General features: G+C 61.1%; 16 protein-coding genes. 10 read left to right on the top strand and 6 right to left on the bottom strand.

What is annotated here, in order from left to right; translation table 11 throughout:
* Positions 1-228: 228 nt before the first annotated feature.
* Entirely contained in the window at positions 229-489 is a 261-nt protein-coding gene (locus tag AB5Y72_RS15835; protein ID WP_084202841.1) for a hypothetical protein, read from the top strand.
* On the opposite strand, the gene AB5Y72_RS15830 is transcribed toward AB5Y72_RS15835, so the two are convergent.
* The 6 genes from AB5Y72_RS15830 to ampD all read right to left on the bottom strand — a co-directional run bounded on the left by AB5Y72_RS15830 (position 486) and on the right by ampD (position 9,517).
* Positions 486-1,442: a diguanylate cyclase gene (locus AB5Y72_RS15830; protein WP_042077698.1), complete on the bottom strand. Its 957-nt coding sequence runs from the start codon at positions 1,440-1,442 to the stop codon at positions 486-488. The two genes, AB5Y72_RS15835 and AB5Y72_RS15830, sit on opposite strands and share 4 nt — an antisense overlap.
* A 126-nt stretch (positions 1,443-1,568) precedes the next feature.
* Positions 1,569-2,996 carry a dihydrolipoyl dehydrogenase gene (gene lpdA, locus AB5Y72_RS15825; protein ID WP_042077639.1) on the bottom strand — a complete coding sequence of 476 codons (1,428 nt, stop codon included), beginning with the start codon at positions 2,994-2,996 and terminating at the stop codon, positions 1,569-1,571.
* Positions 2,997-3,144: 148 nt separating this feature from the next.
* Entirely contained in the window at positions 3,145-5,040 is a 1,896-nt protein-coding gene (gene aceF, locus AB5Y72_RS15820; protein WP_368199209.1) for a pyruvate dehydrogenase complex dihydrolipoyllysine-residue acetyltransferase, read from the bottom strand.
* A 120-nt stretch (positions 5,041-5,160) separates the two neighbouring features.
* Positions 5,161-7,821 carry a pyruvate dehydrogenase (acetyl-transferring), homodimeric type gene (gene aceE / locus AB5Y72_RS15815; RefSeq protein WP_336582592.1) on the bottom strand — a complete coding sequence of 887 codons (2,661 nt, stop codon included), beginning with the start codon at positions 7,819-7,821 and terminating at the stop codon, positions 5,161-5,163.
* Between the two features lie 83 nt (positions 7,822-7,904).
* Positions 7,905-8,669, bottom strand: a complete 765-nt coding sequence (gene pdhR, locus AB5Y72_RS15810; protein WP_010675815.1) for a pyruvate dehydrogenase complex transcriptional repressor PdhR — start codon at positions 8,667-8,669, stop codon at positions 7,905-7,907.
* 278 nt (positions 8,670-8,947) lie between these two features.
* Positions 8,948-9,517, bottom strand: coding sequence for a 1,6-anhydro-N-acetylmuramyl-L-alanine amidase AmpD (ampD, locus tag AB5Y72_RS15805; protein WP_219143434.1), 570 nt, complete (start codon positions 9,515-9,517; stop codon positions 8,948-8,950).
* Between the two features lie 112 nt (positions 9,518-9,629).
* Between ampD and AB5Y72_RS15800 the strand changes: the two genes are divergently transcribed.
* From AB5Y72_RS15800 to yacG, 9 genes are all read left to right on the top strand, one after another.
* The gene (locus AB5Y72_RS15800; RefSeq protein ID WP_042077632.1) at positions 9,630-10,100 is read left to right on the top strand and encodes a TIGR02281 family clan AA aspartic protease; all 471 of its coding nucleotides are present in this window, start codon (positions 9,630-9,632) and stop codon (positions 10,098-10,100) included.
* Positions 10,101-10,103: 3 nt separating this feature from the next.
* Positions 10,104-10,979: a carboxylating nicotinate-nucleotide diphosphorylase gene (gene nadC, locus AB5Y72_RS15795; protein WP_368199207.1), complete on the top strand. Its 876-nt coding sequence runs from the start codon at positions 10,104-10,106 to the stop codon at positions 10,977-10,979.
* 309 nt (positions 10,980-11,288) lie between these two features.
* The gene (locus AB5Y72_RS15790; protein WP_368199206.1) at positions 11,289-11,744 is read left to right on the top strand and encodes a prepilin-type N-terminal cleavage/methylation domain-containing protein; all 456 of its coding nucleotides are present in this window, start codon (positions 11,289-11,291) and stop codon (positions 11,742-11,744) included.
* A 3-nt stretch (positions 11,745-11,747) separates the two neighbouring features.
* The gene (tapB, locus tag AB5Y72_RS15785) at positions 11,748-13,454 is read left to right on the top strand and encodes a PilB family type IVa pilus assembly ATPase TapB (RefSeq protein WP_368199204.1); all 1,707 of its coding nucleotides are present in this window, start codon (positions 11,748-11,750) and stop codon (positions 13,452-13,454) included.
* 127 nt (positions 13,455-13,581) lie between these two features.
* Positions 13,582-14,823, top strand: coding sequence for a type II secretion system F family protein (locus AB5Y72_RS15780; RefSeq protein ID WP_209794187.1), 1,242 nt, complete (start codon positions 13,582-13,584; stop codon positions 14,821-14,823).
* Between the two features lie 67 nt (positions 14,824-14,890).
* The gene (locus tag AB5Y72_RS15775; protein WP_368199202.1) at positions 14,891-15,766 is read left to right on the top strand and encodes an A24 family peptidase; all 876 of its coding nucleotides are present in this window, start codon (positions 14,891-14,893) and stop codon (positions 15,764-15,766) included.
* 18 nt (positions 15,767-15,784) lie between these two features.
* Positions 15,785-16,399 carry a dephospho-CoA kinase gene (coaE, locus tag AB5Y72_RS15770; RefSeq protein WP_368199201.1) on the top strand — a complete coding sequence of 205 codons (615 nt, stop codon included), beginning with the start codon at positions 15,785-15,787 and terminating at the stop codon, positions 16,397-16,399.
* A gap of 37 nt (positions 16,400-16,436) precedes the next feature.
* Entirely contained in the window at positions 16,437-17,159 is a 723-nt protein-coding gene (gene zapD, locus AB5Y72_RS15765) for a cell division protein ZapD (protein ID WP_042077622.1), read from the top strand.
* Positions 17,160-17,171: 12 nt separating this feature from the next.
* Positions 17,172-17,366: a DNA gyrase inhibitor YacG gene (yacG, locus tag AB5Y72_RS15760; protein WP_042077620.1), complete on the top strand. Its 195-nt coding sequence runs from the start codon at positions 17,172-17,174 to the stop codon at positions 17,364-17,366.
* The last annotated feature ends 11 nt before the right edge of the window (positions 17,367-17,377 follow it).

Genomic DNA, 17,377 nt, shown 5'->3' with positions numbered 1-17,377 from the left:
GCCGCAGAAACGACGCCCTCGTCTCGGACGGCAACTCAGGTGCACGGTGCCACGACCGCGCCAGCACAGGCTGCTTCCCGTGCTGGCAACCCCTCTGCATGCTCCCCCCACCGACAGCCGCCCCATTCGGCCCGTCATGCCAGCGGCAAGTCATGACGCAGCCCCCTCAATGCCTCCCTGTGTTCTTGGCAAAGGGCAGCATAATCAGGGAAACCCTAGGAGGTTGTTATGGACAAGCGGATTCTGATGGTACTGCTTGGCATCTTGCTCAGCGGTTGCGCCAGCGGCCCGGTACGGGTACACGGCGCAGACTTCAGCGTGGATGACGCCCATATCCGGGTCACTGACGGCTACCATCGTCATTACTATCGCCATTACGATGATCATTATTACCGTGATGGGTATTACCGCCGTGACTACTATGACCACCACCATGGCGGCTATCGCACCTTCTGCCCACCCGGGCAGGCCAAGAAGGGGCGCTGCTAACGCCCTCTCTTGTGGTCGTACATCTGCCGGTCGGCCTGCATCAAGAGGAGTTCCAGCTCGGGGGGCATGGCCGGATCATAATGCGCGACCCCGGTGGAACAGGCCAGCCGATAGGGTTTTCCCGCCTCCAGGTTGAATCGCGCCAACGCCTCGTCGAAACGGGCAAGTACCCGTGGCACCAGCCCGGGTCCTATGCCCGGCAGCAACACAACGAACTCATCGCCCCCCAGGCGGGCGAAGATGTCGGCATTGCGAAACACCTTGCACAGCAAGCGCGCCATCTGGCGCAGGGCATCGTCCCCCACCTCGTGGCCAAGGCTGTCGTTGATCTCCTTGAAGCGGTTCAGATCGAGGAACAGCAGGCTCGCCTCCCGTCCCTGCCGATGGGAGAGTTGCAGGCACTTCTGTCCCAGCATGACGAAGCCGCGGCGATTGGTGATGCCGGTCAGCTCGTCCAGGATCGCCAACTGGATGGCGGCCAGCTCGTGCTCCACCATGCCCGCCAGATCCGTCAACAGGGACTGCTGACGTTCATCCAGATGGCGCGGCTTGTGGTCGATGAGGCAGAGGGTACCCACCTTGTAACCCCCGGCGATATGCAGGGGGCAGCCGGCATAGAAACGGATATGGGGAGCCCCCAGCACCAGCGGATTGTCGGCGAAGCGCGGATCCCGGGTCGCATCCTCCACCACGAAGATCCCCTCGCCGAGGATGGCGTGACCGCAGAAGGAGATGTCCCGCGGGGTCTCTTGCGCATCCAGACCGCAGCGTGACTTGAACCACTGCCGCTCCTCATCCACCAGGGAGATGAGGGAGATGGGCACCTCGAACATGTTGCGCGCCATCCGGGTAATGCGGTCGAAGCGCTCCTCCGCCGTGGTATCCAGGATGGCGAGGCGGCGAAGGCCATCGAGGCGCTGCTGTTCGTATTCGGAAATAGGGGGTGCTTGCATGGCAGGAAGGGCGGTGAACAGGATTGTTCCCAGCATAGCAAACAGCCTCGAACAAATCTCTTTCATCGTCAAAAAACAAAAAAAGCCGCTCCTGGGAGCGGCTTTTCATGGGCGGGAAGAAGGGACTTATTTCTTCTTCTTGGCCTTGGCGTTCGGCAGGTCGGTGATGGAGCCTTCGAACACTTCGGCAGCCAGGCCCACGGACTCGTGCAGAGTCGGGTGAGCGTGGATGGTCAGCGCGATGTCTTCGGCGTCTGCACCCATCTCGATGGCCAGACCGATTTCACCCAGCAGCTCACCGCCGTTGGTACCCACGATGGCACCACCGATGACGCGGCCGCTCTCCTTGTCGAAGATCAGCTTGGTCATGCCGTCGGCGCAGTCGGAGGCGATGGCGCGACCGGAAGCTGCCCAGGGGAAGGTGGCGACTTCGAAGTTCAGGCCCTGTTGCTTGGCTTCCTTCTCGGTCAGACCCACCCAGGCCATCTCCGGCTCGGTGTAGGCGATGGACGGGATCACTTTCGGGTCGAAGTAGTGCTTCTTGCCGGCGATGACTTCGGCCGCCACGTGACCTTCGTGCACACCCTTGTGGGCCAGCATGGGCTGACCGACGATGTCGCCGATGGCGTGGATGTGGGCCACGTTGGTACGCAGTTGCTTGTCCACCTCGATGAAACCGCGCTCGTTGACGGCAACGCCCGCCTTCTCGGCATCCAGCATCTTGCCGTTCGGCACACGGCCAACGGCAACCAGCACGTTGTCGTAGCGAACCGGCTCGGCCGGGGCGTGCTTGCCTTCGTAGGAGACGTACAGGCCGTCTTCACGGGCCTCAACGGCGGTGACCTTGGTCTCCAGCATGATGTTGAATTTCTTGGCAACGCGCTTGGTGTAGATCTTGACGATGTCTTTGTCGGCAGCCGGTACCAGCTGGTCGGCAAATTCCACCACGTCGATCTCGGAACCCAGGGAGGAGTACACTGTCCCCATCTCCAGACCGATGATGCCGCCACCGATGACCAGCAGCTTGCCAGGTACGGTCGTCAGTTCCAGCGCATCGGTAGAGTCCCATACGCGGGGGTCGTCATGGGGGATGAACGGCAGCTTCACCGGACGGGAACCGGCGGCGATGATGGCGTTGTCGAAGGTGACTGTGGTCTTGCCGTCGGCGCCTTCCACTTCCAGCGTGTTCGGGCCGGTGAACTTGCCGAAGCCGTTCACGACCTGGACTTTACGCATCTTAGCCATGCCAGCCAGACCGCCGGTCAGCTGGTTGATGACCTTCTCTTTCCACAGGCGCACCTTGTCGATGTCGGTCTGCGGGGCACCGAAGACGATGCCGTGCTCGGCCAGCGCCTTGGCTTCTTCAATGACTTTGGCGACGTGCAGCAGTGCCTTGGACGGGATGCAACCCACATTCAGGCAGACGCCACCCAGGGTGGAGTAACGCTCGACGATAATGGTATCCAGACCCAAGTCGGCCGCACGGAAGGCAGCGGAATAACCGGCAGGGCCAGCACCCAGTACTACGACCTGGGTTTTGATTTCTTTACTCATCATGACCTCTTTGTCGTTCTTATATCCCCGGACAGCACAGTCTTATGCCAAGCAAGGCGGCTGCAGCCGTGAAAAAAACGGGGCAAGTTTACAATCCTGTTAACGAAATGAGAAGCAAAAAGGGCGGGCTCTGGGCCCGCCCTCTCACTTACAGGACCAGTCGACGAATGTCGGACAACACACCACTCAGGGTGGTGATGAAGCGGGCACCGTCGGCGCCATCGATGACGCGGTGGTCGTAGCTCAGAGCCAGCGGCAGCATCAGACGCGGCACGAACTCTTTACCGTTCCACTTCGGCTTCATCTCGGACTTGGAGACGCCCAGGATGGCCACTTCCGGCGCGTTGACGATCGGGGTAAAGCTGGTACCGCCGATGCCACCCAGGCTGGAGATGGTGAAGCAACCGCCCTGCATGTCGGCAGCGGTCAGCTTGCCGGCACGGGCCTTCTTGGAGATCTCGGCCAGATCGCGGGACAGCTCGTGGATGCCCTTCTTGTTGACGTCGCGAACCACCGGAACCACCAGGCCGTTGGGGGTATCCACCGCCACACCGATGTGGATGTACTTCTTCATGATCAGCTTGCTGCCGTCTTCGGACAGGGCGCTGCAGAAGCGCGGATGGGCTTCCAGGGCCTTGGCGGCCGCCTTCAGGATGAACACCAGCGGGGTGATCTTCACGTCCAGCTTCTGCTTCTCGGCCAGGATGTTCTGCTCTTTGCGGAACGCTTCCAGATCCGTGGTATCGGCTTCGTCGAACTGGGTGACGTGGGGGATCATGGCCCAGTTGCGGTGCAGGGCAGGACCGGAGATCTTCTGGATACGGGTCAGCTCCAGCTCTTCGACCGGGCCGAACTTGCTGAAATCAACCTTCGGCCAGGCCACGACGCTCATGCCGTTGCCAGTGCCGGTGCCGGCAGCCGGAGCGGACTCGGCGCGCTTGACCGCATCCTTCACGTAGGCCTGCACGTCTTCTTTGACGATGCGACCCTTGCGGCCGGAGGCTTTCACCTTGGCCAGGTTGACACCGAACTCACGCGCCAGACGGCGTACCGCCGGGGAGGCGTGGACGTAGGCGTCGTTGGCGACGAAGTCGGAGGCAGCAGCAGCCTGGGCAACGGTTGCAGGGGCGGCGGCAGCCGGAGCGGCAGCAACAGGCGCTGCGGCAGGAGCCGGAGCAGCCACGGCAGCCGACGCGGCACCAGCCACTTCGAATACCATGATCAGGGAACCGGTGGAGACCTTGTCACCCGCCTTCACCTTGATCTCCTTGACCACACCGGCGAACGGCGCAGGCACTTCCATGGAGGCCTTGTCGCCTTCCACGGTGATCAGGGACTGGTCGGCTTCAACCTTGTCACCCACGGCGACCATGATCTCGGTCACTTCCACTTCGTCACCGCCGATGTCCGGCACCTTGACGTCTTTGGCACCGGCGGCAACCGGAGCAGCGGCAGCCACAGGGGCGGCAGCAGGAGCCGGCGCGGCGACGGCGGCCGGGGCAGCGCCCGCCACTTCGAACACCATCACCAGGGAGCCGGTGGAAACCTTGGCGCCGGCGGCAACCTTGATCTCGACCACGCGACCGGCGAACGGTGCCGGCACTTCCATGGAGGCCTTGTCACCTTCCACGGCGATGATGGACTGGTCGGCTTCAACCATGTCGCCCACGGCCACCATGATTTCAGTCACTTCGACTTCGTCACCACCGATGTCCGGCACGTTGACGTCCTGGCGAGCGGCGGCAGCAGGAGCTGAGGCCGGCGCGGCAGCAACCGGGGCAGCAGCCTGGGCCTGAGCCGGTGCGGCAGCACCCTCGGCTTCGAAGACCATGATCTGGGAACCGGTGGCAACCTTGTCGCCCACCTTGATCAGGATCTCTTTGACGATACCGGCGGCGGGGGCCGGGACTTCCATGGAGGCCTTGTCACCTTCCACGGCGATCAGGGACTGGTCCAGCTCGACCTTGTCACCCACGGCCACCATGATCTCGGTGACTTCAACTTCATCGGCACCGATATCCGGCACCATAATCTGTTTGGACATTGCGCTTTATCCTCTTGCGTGCATCCGCGTGGCTGCCTGAGCATCACCACGCGCATCCCGCGTTATCCGTTTAAACCCAGGCAAGGTCGCGCCGGATACCCGGCGCGACACTCAATCCTCTTACGCGTACAGCGGGTTGACCTTGTCGGCATCGATGCCGTACTTGGCGATGGCGTCGGCCACCACCTGCTTGTCTACCTCGCCGCGCTTGGCCAGTTCGGTCAGGGCAGCAACCACTACGTAGAACTCGTTCACTTCGAAGTGACGACGCAGGTTGGCACGGCTGTCGGAACGGCCGTAACCGTCGGTACCCAGCACACGGTAGTTCTCGGTCGGAACGAAGGCACGCACCTGATCGGCGAAGGACTTCATGTAGTCGGTCGCGGCTATGGTGGCTTCGGAACCCAGTACCTGAGCGATGTAGGGCACACGCGCTTCGGCGGTCGGGTGCAGCATGTTCCAGCGATCCGCGTCCTGACCGTCACGAGCCAGTTCGTTGAAGGAGGTGACGCTGAACACGTCGGAACCCACGCCGTACTCGCTGGCCAGGATCTGGGCGGCAGTGCGCACGTGACCCAGGATGGAACCACAACCCAGCAGCTGTACCTTGGCCTTGGTGCCGGCCACGGTTTCCAGCTTGTAGATACCCTTGCGGATGCCTTCCTCGGCGCCTTCCGGCATGGCCGGCATGGCGTAGTTCTCGTTCAGGGTGGTGATGTAGTAGAACACGTTCTCCGGGTTCTCACCGTACATGCGGCGCAGGCCGTCCTGTACGATCACCGCCACTTCGTAGGCGTAGGAGGGGTCGTAGGAGATGCAGTTCGGGATGGTGTTGGCCAGGATGTGGCTGTGACCATCTTCGTGTTGCAGACCTTCGCCGTTGAGGGTGGTACGACCGGAGGTCGCGCCCAGCAGGAAGCCACGGGCTTGCTGGTCACCGGCTGCCCACGCCATGTCGCCGATCCGCTGGAAGCCGAACATGGAGTAGTAGATGTAGAACGGGATCATCGGGCAATCGTTGGTGCTGTAAGAGGTGGCAGCAGCCAGCCAGGAGGACATGGCGCCCAGCTCGTTGATACCGTCTTGCAGAACCTGACCCTGCTTGTCTTCCTTGTAGTAGGAGACGATGTCGCGGTCTTGCGGGGTGTACTGCTGGCCGTGCGGGCTGTAGATACCGATCTGGCGGAACAGGCCTTCCATACCGAAGGTGCGGGCTTCGTCAGCCAGGATCGGCACGATGCGCTTGCCGATGGACTTGTCTTTCAGCATCACGTTCAGGGAACGCACGAACGCCATGGTGGTGGAAATTTCGCGCGCCTGTTCGCCCAGCAGCGGACCGAAGGCATCCAGCGCCGGGATTTCCAGCTTGGTGGTGCTCTCGCGCAGACGGGTCGGTACATAGCCCTTCAGCGCGGCACGGCGGGCGTGCAGGTACTTGTGCTCTTCGGTACCCTCTTCGATCTTCAGGTACGGCAGGTTTTCCAGCTGCTCGTCGGTGACCGGCAGGTTGAAACGATCGCGCAGGTGACGCACCGAGCCCAGATCCATCTTCTTGACCTGGTGAGCGATGTTCTTGCCTTCGGCCGCTTCGCCCATGCCATAGCCCTTGATGGTCTTGGCCAGGATCACGGTCGGCTTGCCCTTGGTCTGTGCAGCCTTGGAGAAGGCGGCGAACAGTTTGCGGGGGTCGTGACCACCGCGGTTCAGGGCGAAGATCTCCTCGTCGGTCATGTCTTTGACCAGCGCGGCGGTTTCCGGGTAACGGTTGAAGAAGTGCTCGCGCACGTAGGCACCGTCGCGGGACTTCATGGTCTGGTAGTCGCCGTCCACGGTCTCGTTCATCAGCTGGATCAGCTTGCCGGAAGTGTCTTTCTTCAGCAGCTCATCCCACTTGCGACCCCAGATGACCTTGGTGACATCCCAGCCGGCGCCGGAGAACAGGCCTTCCAGCTCGTTGATGACCTTGCCGTTGCCGACAACCGGGCCGTCCAGACGCTGCAGGTTGCAGTTGACCACGAATACCAGGTTGTCGAGCTTCTCGCGCACGGCAACGGTCAGGGCACCCTTGGCTTCCGGCTCGTCCATCTCGCCGTCACCCAGGAAGGCGTAAACGGTCTGCTCGGAGCAATCCTTGATGCCACGGTCGGTCAGGTACTTCAGGAAGCGGGCCTGATAGATGGCGGCGATGGGGCCCAGACCCATGGAGACGGTCGGGAACTGCCAGAATTCCGGCATCAGTTTCGGGTGCGGGTAGGAAGGAATACCCTTGCCATCCACTTCCTGACGGAAGTTGTCCAGCTGCTCTTCGGTCAGGCGACCTTCGGCGAAGGCGCGGGCGTAGATGCCCGGGGAGATGTGACCCTGGAAGTAGACCAGATCGCCACCGTCCTTCTCGTTGCGGGCACGGAAGAAGTGGTTGTAGCAGACTTCGTAGATGGTCGCGGAAGAAGCGAAGGAAGACATGTGACCACCCAGGTCCAGGTCTTTCTTGGAAGCGCGCAGCACTATCATCATGGCGTTCCAGCGGATGATGGCGCGAATGCGGCGTTCCATCTCCAGGTCGCCCGGGTAAGCCGGCTCGTCGCTGGCAGGGATGGTGTTGATGTAGTCGCGGTTTGCCTTGGCAGCCACGTCCACACCGCTTGCGCGGGCTTTCTCGGCCAACTGTTCAAGGATGAACTGAGCGCGTTGCGGACCCTCTTCACGCAGCAGGGATTCCAGAGAGGCAAGCCACTCCAGCGTTTCTATCGGGTCCACATCGTTCTTCAGGATATCAGACATGGCTGGTTCCTATGTTGTTGTGATTGCACGGCATTGCACGGCGAAGGGCGCAAGCATTCGACAATTAAGAAAGCCTTGTGGGATTAGTTTTCCTGCTGACGGATCCGACGCATGGATCGCTGGATCCGGCTGTCTTCCCTCTGCATATCCAACAAGGTGTCCTCGATAAAGGCCAGGTGCTCATGACAAGCAGCCCTGGCCCGCTCCGGAGCCCCCGACAGGATAGCCTCGATCAGGCTCGCACGATGGCGACGGATCTTGGCGACCACTCCCGGACGGCGATTCAAAATTTCATTGTTTCGTAAAATGTTCTGCTCGAGCATGGGGCCCATGGCCCGCAGCAGATGCAGCAGCACCACGTTGTGGGAGGCCTCGGCCACGGCCAGATAGAACTGGGTCACGGCGGCCGACTCGACCACCAGCGACCCTTGCTGACCGGCTTCCTCGATGGCGGCCTGCGCCAGGCGGATCCGCTCGAAATCAGCCTCTGTGCCCCGCAGCGCCGCGTAGTAGGCACAGATGCCTTCCAGCGCATGACGAAACTCCAGCAGGTCGTACTGGGCTTCCGGGTGAGTGCTGAGCAGTTCGAACAGGGGATCGGCGATCCCCTTGCTCAGGGCATTCTGCACATAGGTGCCGCCGCCCTGACGACGATACAAGAGTCCTCTCGCTTCCAGGCGCTGGATGGCTTCGCGCAGGGAGGGGCGCGACACCTGAAACTGGATGGCGAGTTCCCGCTCGGGCGGCAACTTCTGGCCCGGCTGCAGGCTGCCTTCCAGAATCATGCTTTCCAGCTCGGCGACGATGGCGTCGGCCAGCTTGGGCTGAGTAATCTTGATATAGGGCATGAGGCTACTTTGTTAAATTGGTATTACCAATTTTATGGTTGGGGCGAAAATTAGCAGAGGGCTTGGAAAAAGTCCACCCAAAATATGATCTGAATCAAGAAGCAGGCTTGCCACTTTAGGGGTAAAAAAGCGGAATCATGATGTAGCTCATAGAAAATGGTCTGACCAATATTTGTGAGCTCGCTCACCCGCAACATTTGCTCAACAGCATGAAAAATGGCCTGCCCCATAGGGCAAGCCATTGATTCTAAAAACACTAACTAATTTTGCACTTTTCACTAAAAGTGGAGATTTTCTCGATATCGAAGCCATTCGAAACTGTCTCCCGGATCCGTCTTGCGGCCCGGCGCGATGTCGCAATGACCGACGATCCGCTCCGCCGTGATGGCGGGATAACGGCGAGCAATCGCCCGGCTGAGGTCTGACAGCACCTCGTATTGCACGTCACAGTAGGGAAGCTCGTCGGTCCCTTCCAGTTCGATGCCGATGGAGTAGTCGTTGCACGCCTCCCGCCCCGCCCAGCTCGACACCCCCGCATGCCAGGCTCTGGCACCGAACGGCACGTATTGCACCAGCTCGCCGTCCCGGCGGATCAGGCAGTGGGCCGACACCCTCAGCTGATGGATACCGGCAAAATAGGGGTGCGCCTCGGGATCGAGCCGGCCGAGAAACAGATCGTCGATGAAGGGGCCGCCGAACTCCCCCGGGGGCAGGCTGATGCCGTGTATCACCAGCAGGGAGACATCGTCCGGGCTGGCGCGCTCGTTGTGATGAGGCGACGGCACCTTGCGGGCCTGCTCGCACCAGCCTTCACTATCGATGGAAAACGGGGTTCTGGGTTGTGTCATCGTCTGCTCGACTCACAATGGGAAGGGGGTGATAAACAGGAAACAAGTCCCTGAATCCACGGGTAAAGCTGTGTTAGGCTTGGCCATTCACTCGCGCGATGTGGGACATACTATGCACCCGATGGCACGCCGTCTCTGGCTGCTCGCCTGGCTCTCGCTGCTGGGTCTGCTGACCCTCTACTTTCATGGTCGCGAACAACCGTCGGTGACCGCCAGCGGCGATCTGCTGCTCAAGGCGGATGCCAGCGGTCATTATCGTCTGGAGGGTGCCATCAACGACCAGCCGGTGCAACTGCTGCTGGACACGGGGGCGACCCGGGTGACCATACCGAGCCAGGTGGCCTCCCGGCTCGGCCTCGTCGCCACCGGCCGCAGCCGGGTCAACACGGCGGCCGGGGAGATCCTGGTCGATACCGGCCGGATCGAAAGTCTGGCGATGGGTCCGCTGACCCTGTACGATTTGTCCGTCTTTATCAATCCGGCCGCCGACGGGGAGGAGATCCTGGTGGGCATGAATGCCCTGGGCAGGCTGGAATTGCGCCAGAAAGACAGGCAGTTGCTTCTCAGACCCTTGCAGGAATAAGGCATGTTACAACAGGACATCCGCCGCGCCGTGTGCGCCGCACTTCTCGAAGACTTGGGCGATGCCCTCACCGCACTGGACCAACCGGATGCCAGCGCCGATATCACCGCCCAGCTGATCCCGGCGGATCGCATCTCGACTGCGCGAGTCATCACCCGCGAGGCGGGCGTCTTCTGCGGTCAGCCCTGGGTAGACGAGGTGTTTGCCCAGCTCGGCGGCGACGTCAGGGTGGAGTGGAAGGTGCAGGATGGCGAGCACCTCCTCCCCAATCAGGAGCTGTTCCGCCTGCATGGCCCCGCCCGTGTACTGCTCACCGGCGAGCGCAATGCCCTCAACTTCGTGCAGACTCTCTCCGGCGTCGCCACCCTGACCGCCCGTTATGTGGCCGAGCTGGAGGGAACGGACTGCCGATTGCTCGACACCCGCAAGACCCTGCCCGGTCTTCGCACCGCCCAGAAGTATGCGGTCACCTGTGGCGGCGGCAAGAACCACCGCATCGGTCTCTACGACGCCTATCTCATCAAGGAGAACCATATCCTCGCCTGCGGCGGTATAGCACCGGCGATCGCACAGGCACGCCACCTCAATCCGGGCAAGCCGGTGGAAGTGGAGGTCGAATCCCTGGCCGAGCTGGAGCAGGCGCTGGCGGCCCGGGCCGATATCGTGATGCTGGACAACTTCGACATCCCCATGATGAAGGAGGCCGTCCACCTGAACCAGGGACGCGCCAAGCTGGAGGTCTCTGGCAACGTGACGCTCGACACCCTTGCCAGCTATGCCGCGACCGGCGTCGACTTTATCTCGGTGGGGGCGCTGACCAAACACGTGCGGGCACTGGATCTCTCGATGCGCTTTATGGAAGACGTGGCCGAGGGCTGAGCGAGCCATACCCGCCGTTTGGCCCAAAAATATTACAGGGCTCGAAACTTGCAAAAGGCGCCATCGGCGCCTTTTCTTTATGCAGGATCCCGCGACATAAGGAGTGTGAAGATGGGCCCTCCCCAACCTTGAGCAGTGCCAAAAGAAACCATTTAATCTTTGATTTTTCTACAACTTTCACTAAATGACACAAAAGTGGTTAACAAGGGCTCCGCCTCTGTTGCCAACCCGAAGCGCTCGGATAAGATACCAACGTGGATAGCATTCCACCTGTGCTTATCAGGAACCATGGAAAAAAGGATATTTGACATGAAAAGACAGTCAGGGTTTACGCTAATCGAATTGATGATCGTCGTTGCGATCGTCGCCATCCTCGCCGCCATCGCCTTGCCGGCATATCAGACCTATACAAAAAAGGCAAAATTTTCTGAGGTTATCACCGCGACTGGTGCATTTAAGACTGCCGTAGAGGTGTGTGCACAAAGACAAGGGGGCTTCGTAGTTGGTACGGACAATTGTTTCACGCCAGCAACCAATGGTATTCCCGCTAACGTTACTGGTTCCACATCAGCGGATAGTTTCGTTAGCACAGTTGCAATAACAGGTACTAGTGCTGCGATTCAAATAACAGCCGTAGGGAAAAATCCTCCTTTCACTGATGCAGAGAAAACATATGTTTTGGGGGGTACATATAGCACCAGTGGCCAAGTCATATGGGAGAACGCAGCAACTGGTAGTACATGTTTAACTACTGGCATCTGTTAACGCATGACTTCTAGCCTCAATAGCGGCCTGGCCACCAGCCTGGCCGCTTCCTCCCTCCTCAGTGAGCCGGACTCACAGCGCTATCTGAGCCAGGCCAGGGCGCAGCGCAAGCCCTTTGTCACCTTCCTGATTGAAAACGACATCCTCGACAGCAAGGCCCTCGCCGACTTTTGCGAGCTGGAGTATGGGGTACCTCTGCTGGATCTGGCTGCCTTCGACCTGGCCGAGATCCCGCAGAAATACCTCAATCAAAAGCTGATTGAAAAACACCACGTCCTGCCCATCTATACCCAGGGCCACACCCTCTATATCGCCATGTCGGATCCGACCAATGTGTCGGCCCTGGAGGATTTCGGCTTCAGTTTCGGTCTGCACACGGAAGCCCTGCTGGTCGAGGAGAGCAAGCTGACCGCCGCCATCGGTAAATTGATGGAGGGCGAGCAGGATACCCTCGGCATGGATCACATCGACGAGACCGAGATCTCCGAGCTCGAGGTGTCCGACGAGAACTCCCGCCTCGATGAAAGCGTCAATACGGCCGACGATGACGCCCCCATCGTCAAGTACATCCACAAGATCATGATGGACGCCATCAAGCGCGGCGCATCGGATCTGCATTTCGAACCTTACGAGACCAAGTACCGGATCCGCTTCCGGATCGACGGCATACTGCACGAAATCGCCACCCCGCCGGTGAACCTGGCAAACCGTTTCGCGGCGCGCTTAAAAGTCATGGCGCGGCTCGACATCGCCGAGCGGCGTCTGCCCCAGGATGGCCGGATCAAGCTCAAGATTTCGCGCAACAGATCCATGGACATGCGGGTCAACACCCTGCCCACCATGTGGGGCGAAAAGATCGTCATCCGGCTACTGGATTCATCTGCAGCCAGGCTCAATATCGATCAACTCGGCTTTGACGACCGCCAGAAAGGGCAATACCTGCATGCCCTCTCCAAACCCCAGGGGATGATACTGGTCACCGGCCCCACGGGCTCGGGCAAGACGGTGTCACTCTATACCGGTCTCAACATCCTCAATACCAACGAGGTCAACATCTCCACCGCCGAGGATCCGGTGGAGATCAACCTGCCCGGCGTGAACCAGGTGCAGATCAACCCCAAGGCGGGGCTCACCTTCGCCAGCGCCCTGCGCTCCTTCCTGCGCCAGGATCCCGACATCGTCATGGTGGGGGAGATCCGGGATCTGGAAACCGCCGAGATCGCCATCAAGGCCGCCCAGACCGGCCACCTGGTGCTGTCCACCCTGCACACCAATTCGGCGGCCGAGACGCTCACCCGGATGATGAACATGGGTGTCCCCGCCTTCAACATCGCCTCCTCGGTCACCCTCATCATGGCCCAGCGCCTCGCCCGCAAGCTGTGCGATCACTGCAAGGCGCCCGAGGTGGTGCCGGAAGCCGAGCTGCTGGAGCTGGGCTTTACCCAGCAGCAACTGGCCGCCGGCTTGCGCCTGTTCAAGCCCGTGGGGTGCAAGGAGTGCTCGGGAGGCTACCGAGGACGGGTCGGGATCTATGAGATCATGCTGATGTCAGACAACATCGCCAAGCTCATCATGCAGGGCGCCAACTCGCTGCAAATCGCGGCCATCGCCCAGAAGGAAGGGATGCGTACCCTGCGCACCTCCGGCCTTGAAAAAGCCCGCCTGGGAGTCACCAGCCTGGCCGAAATAAACAGGATCACTACCAACTGAGTACGCTGTGTTCGAGTCATCTCACCGGGTGAAGCCGCTGCCATCACCCCGATGATGTTCTTCAAGCCAAGATGAGCCGGATGGGCAGCAGCACCCGGCTACCGTCGCCCAATTGCAGGATGCAGTGATGGCCACATTAGCTCAAAAACAGAACGCACCAAAAAAGGTCTTCTCCTTCCGCTGGCACGGGTTCAATCGCAAGGGACAGAAGGTGTCCGGCGAGTTGCAGGCCGACAGCATCAATACCGTCAAGGCGGAACTGCGCAAGCAGGGCGTCAATGTCACCAAGGTCAGCAAGCAGGGACAGGGGCTGTTCTCCAAGGGCGGCGCCCGGATCAAGCCGATGGACATCGCCGTCATCTCCCGCCAGATCACCACCATGCTCTCCGCCGGCGTGCCCCTGGTACAGAGCCTGCAGATCATCGCACGCGGCCATGAAAAGGCGGCGGTGCGCGAACTGATCGGCCAGATCGCCGCCGATGTGGAGACAGGTACCCCGCTGTCCGAGGCGTTGCACCGTCACCCCCGTTACTTCGACGATCTCTATTGCGACCTGGTCGAGGCCGGAGAGCAGTCCGGCGCACTGGAAACCATCTACGACCGGATTGCCACCTATCGCGAGAAGAACGAGGCCCTCAAATCCAAGATCAAGAAGGCCATGTTCTATCCGGCCATGGTCATCCTGGTGGCCATCGTCGTCACCTCCATCCTGCTGCTGTTCGTCATCCCCCAGTTCGAGGAGATCTTCCGGAGCTTCGGGGCCGAGCTGCCCGCCTTCACCCGCTTCGTCATCGGCATCTCCCGCTTCATGCAGTCGTGGTGGTATGTCATCTTTGGCGGCCTCGCCCTCGCCATCTTCCTCTACGTGCGCGCCTGGCGAAAGTCCCAGAAGGTCAGGGACAGCACAGACAGGTTCATCCTCACCATTCCCGTAGTGGGCAACATACTGCACAAGGCAGCCATGGCCCGCTTCGCCCGCACCCTCTCCACCACCTTCTCCGCCGGTATCCCCCTGGTGGATGCGCTGGTCTCGGCGGCCGGGGCGTCGGGCAACTATGTCTATCGCACCGCCATCATGGCCATCCGCAACGAGGTGGTGGCCGGCATGCAGATCAACGTCGCCATGCGCACCGTGGATCTCTTCCCCGACATGGTGACCCAGATGGTGATGATCGGCGAGGAGTCCGGCGCCATCGATGACATGCTCTCCAAGGTCGCGGCCATCTTCGAACAGGAGGTGGACGACATGGTCGACGGCCTCACCAGCCTGCTGGAACCCATCATCATGGTGGTGCTCGGGGTGCTGGTCGGCGGCATGGTCGTGGCCATGTACCTCCCCATCTTCAAGCTCGGCTCTGTGATACACTGAGCCCCTTCGGCAAGAGGGCCAGCCAGTTCGGCCTGGCCCCTTCTCTCTCAACGCAAGCGGTTGACTTATGGCGCCCCTGATCGAACTGGCCCAGGCCCTGCCCTGGCTCTATCTCTCCCTGGTGTTTCTCTTCTCCCTGATGGTGGGCAGCTTCCTCAACGTGGTGATCCATCGCCTGCCCATCATGATGGAGCGGGATTGGCACGCCGAATACACCGACTATTTCGGTGAAGATACATCCCCCATCCCGGCCACAGGACGCTACAACCTGATGGTACCCCGCTCCCGCTGCCCCCATTGCGACCACCCCATTGGTGCGCTGGAGAACATCCCCCTGCTGAGCTGGCTCTGGCTCAGGGGGCGCTGCCGCAACTGCCGTGCCCCCATCTCCGCCCGCTATCCCCTGGTCGAGTTGCTCACGGCCCTGCTGTCGGTCGCCGTGGCCGCCACCCTCACTCCCGGCTGGGGAACCCTGGCGGCCCTCGTGCTGACCTGGGTACTGGTGGCGCTCACCTTCATCGATCTGGACAAGATGCTGCTGCCGGACCAGCTCACCCTGCCACTGCTGTGGGGCGGCCTGCTGTTCAACCTGTTGGGAGGCTTCGTTCCCCTGGTGGATGCGGTGATCGGCGCCATGGCAGGCTATCTGGTGCTCTGGGCCCTCTACTGGGCCTTCAAGCTGCTCACCGGCAAAGAGGGCATGGGTTATGGCGATTTCAAGCTGCTGGCAGCCCTCGGCGCCTGGCTCGGCTGGCAGGCGCTGCCCATAGTGCTGCTGCTCTCCTCCCTGGTCGGCGCCACCATAGGTATCGGCCTCATCCTGCTTCGCAACCACCATCAGGGCAAGCCCATCCCCTTCGGCCCCTATCTCGCCATCGCGGGCTGGATAGCGCTGCTGTGGGGGGATAGCATCACCCGCTGGTATCTCCATGTCGTGCTCTAGCAAGAGGATCTCTGACCCATGTATGTAGTCGCCATCACAGGGGGCATCGGCAGCGGCAAGACCACCATCGCCAACCGCTTTGCCGAGCTGGGCATCGAGGTAGTGGATGCCGACATCATCGCCCGCGAGGTCGTGGAGCCCGGCACCCCGGCCCTGGCCGCCATTGCCGACCATTTTGGCCAGGATGTCATCTCGTCCGATGGCCGGCTCGATCGCCGCCGACTGCGCGAGCATATCTTCAGCGAACCGGCGGCCAAGGCCTGGCTCAACGCCCTGCTCCATCCGCTCATCCGCAGCGAAATGCTGCGCCAGTGCGCGGCCGCCGAGTCTCCCTACTGCCTGCTGGTGGTGCCCCTGCTGGTGGAGAACCGGCTCACCTCCCTCGCCGATCGGGTGCTGGTCATCGACGTGGACGAGGAGACCCAGATAGAGCGCACCTGTCGTCGGGATGGCGTGAGCCGCGCACAGGCAGAGGCGATACTGGCGTCCCAGGCGCGCCGCGGGGAACGCCTGGCGATGGCCGATGACGTGCTGGACAACCAGAGTGGCACAAGTGAGACCATCCGAGAGCGAATTTTGGCCCTGCACCAGACATATCTGGCATTTGCCTCTCAACAAGGCCGCCAACAGTGAGTACACTAGGCCGGTTTATGGCTGGCCAGGATTAGGCATGATTTACGATTTCCCCCTCAATGAAAAAAGCCGGACCTATCTTCGTCTGGAGTCCCTGTTTTCCCAGATCCGCGACAATCTGGAGAGTGACCAGTCCTGGGCACACATCGCCTTCTTCAAGGGGTTGTTCGATTTGCAGGAGCTGCTGGAGCGCGGCGACCTGCGTGCCGATCTCATCAAGGATCTGGAGCGCCTCGGCCAGCGGCTGAGCCACTGGGCCAGCCTGCCTGACGTCGACCTCGAGCAGATCCAGCGGATGCAGCAGGAAAGCACTCAGCTCTCCCGCAGCCTGCTCAACTCCCCCCGTCCCGGTGCCCGCCTGAAGGAAGATCGCCTGCTCGGATCCATCCGCCAGCGTTTCTCCATTCCGGGGGGGCTGTGCGCCTTCGACGTACCCCAGCTGCATCACTGGCTGGCCACGCCAGCCGTCGCCCGCCACCAGCAGATGCAGCAATGGCTCAGCGACATCACCCTGCTGATGAACGCCATCTCCCTGCTGCTGCGCCTGTGGCGCGAGTCGGGCAACTTCAGCGATCAGGTGGCCACCAACGGCTTCTTCCAGGACACCGCCGAAGGGGCCGAACTTATCCGTATTCGCTTGCCCAATGGACAAGCCTGCTACCCCACCCTGAGCGGCCACAAGAACCGCTTCGCCCTGCGCTTCCTGCCGACCACGGAACAGCAGATTGGTGACGTTCCCTTCCAGCTCGCCTGCTGCTAAGGAGAGAACGACATGGTCACCAAGGTAAAATGCCCCACCTGTCAGAGTGAGGTTGAATGGACTCCCGAGAGCCCGTTTCGCCCCTTCTGCAGCAAGCGCTGCCAGCTGATCGATCTCGGTGAATGGGCCGACGAAGAGAAGCGCATTCCCGGCGAGATCAACCCGGATCTGCTGCCCGACCCGGAACAGGGCGATCCCTGGCAATAAACACAACACGA

It is taken from the genome of Aeromonas sp. R7-4, from assembly GCF_040908055.1.
GTDB lineage: Bacteria > Pseudomonadota > Gammaproteobacteria > Enterobacterales > Aeromonadaceae > Aeromonas > Aeromonas sanarellii.
The sequence above is the reverse complement of the archived record's forward strand: the minus strand, read 5'-3'. Positions and strand labels throughout refer to the sequence as shown.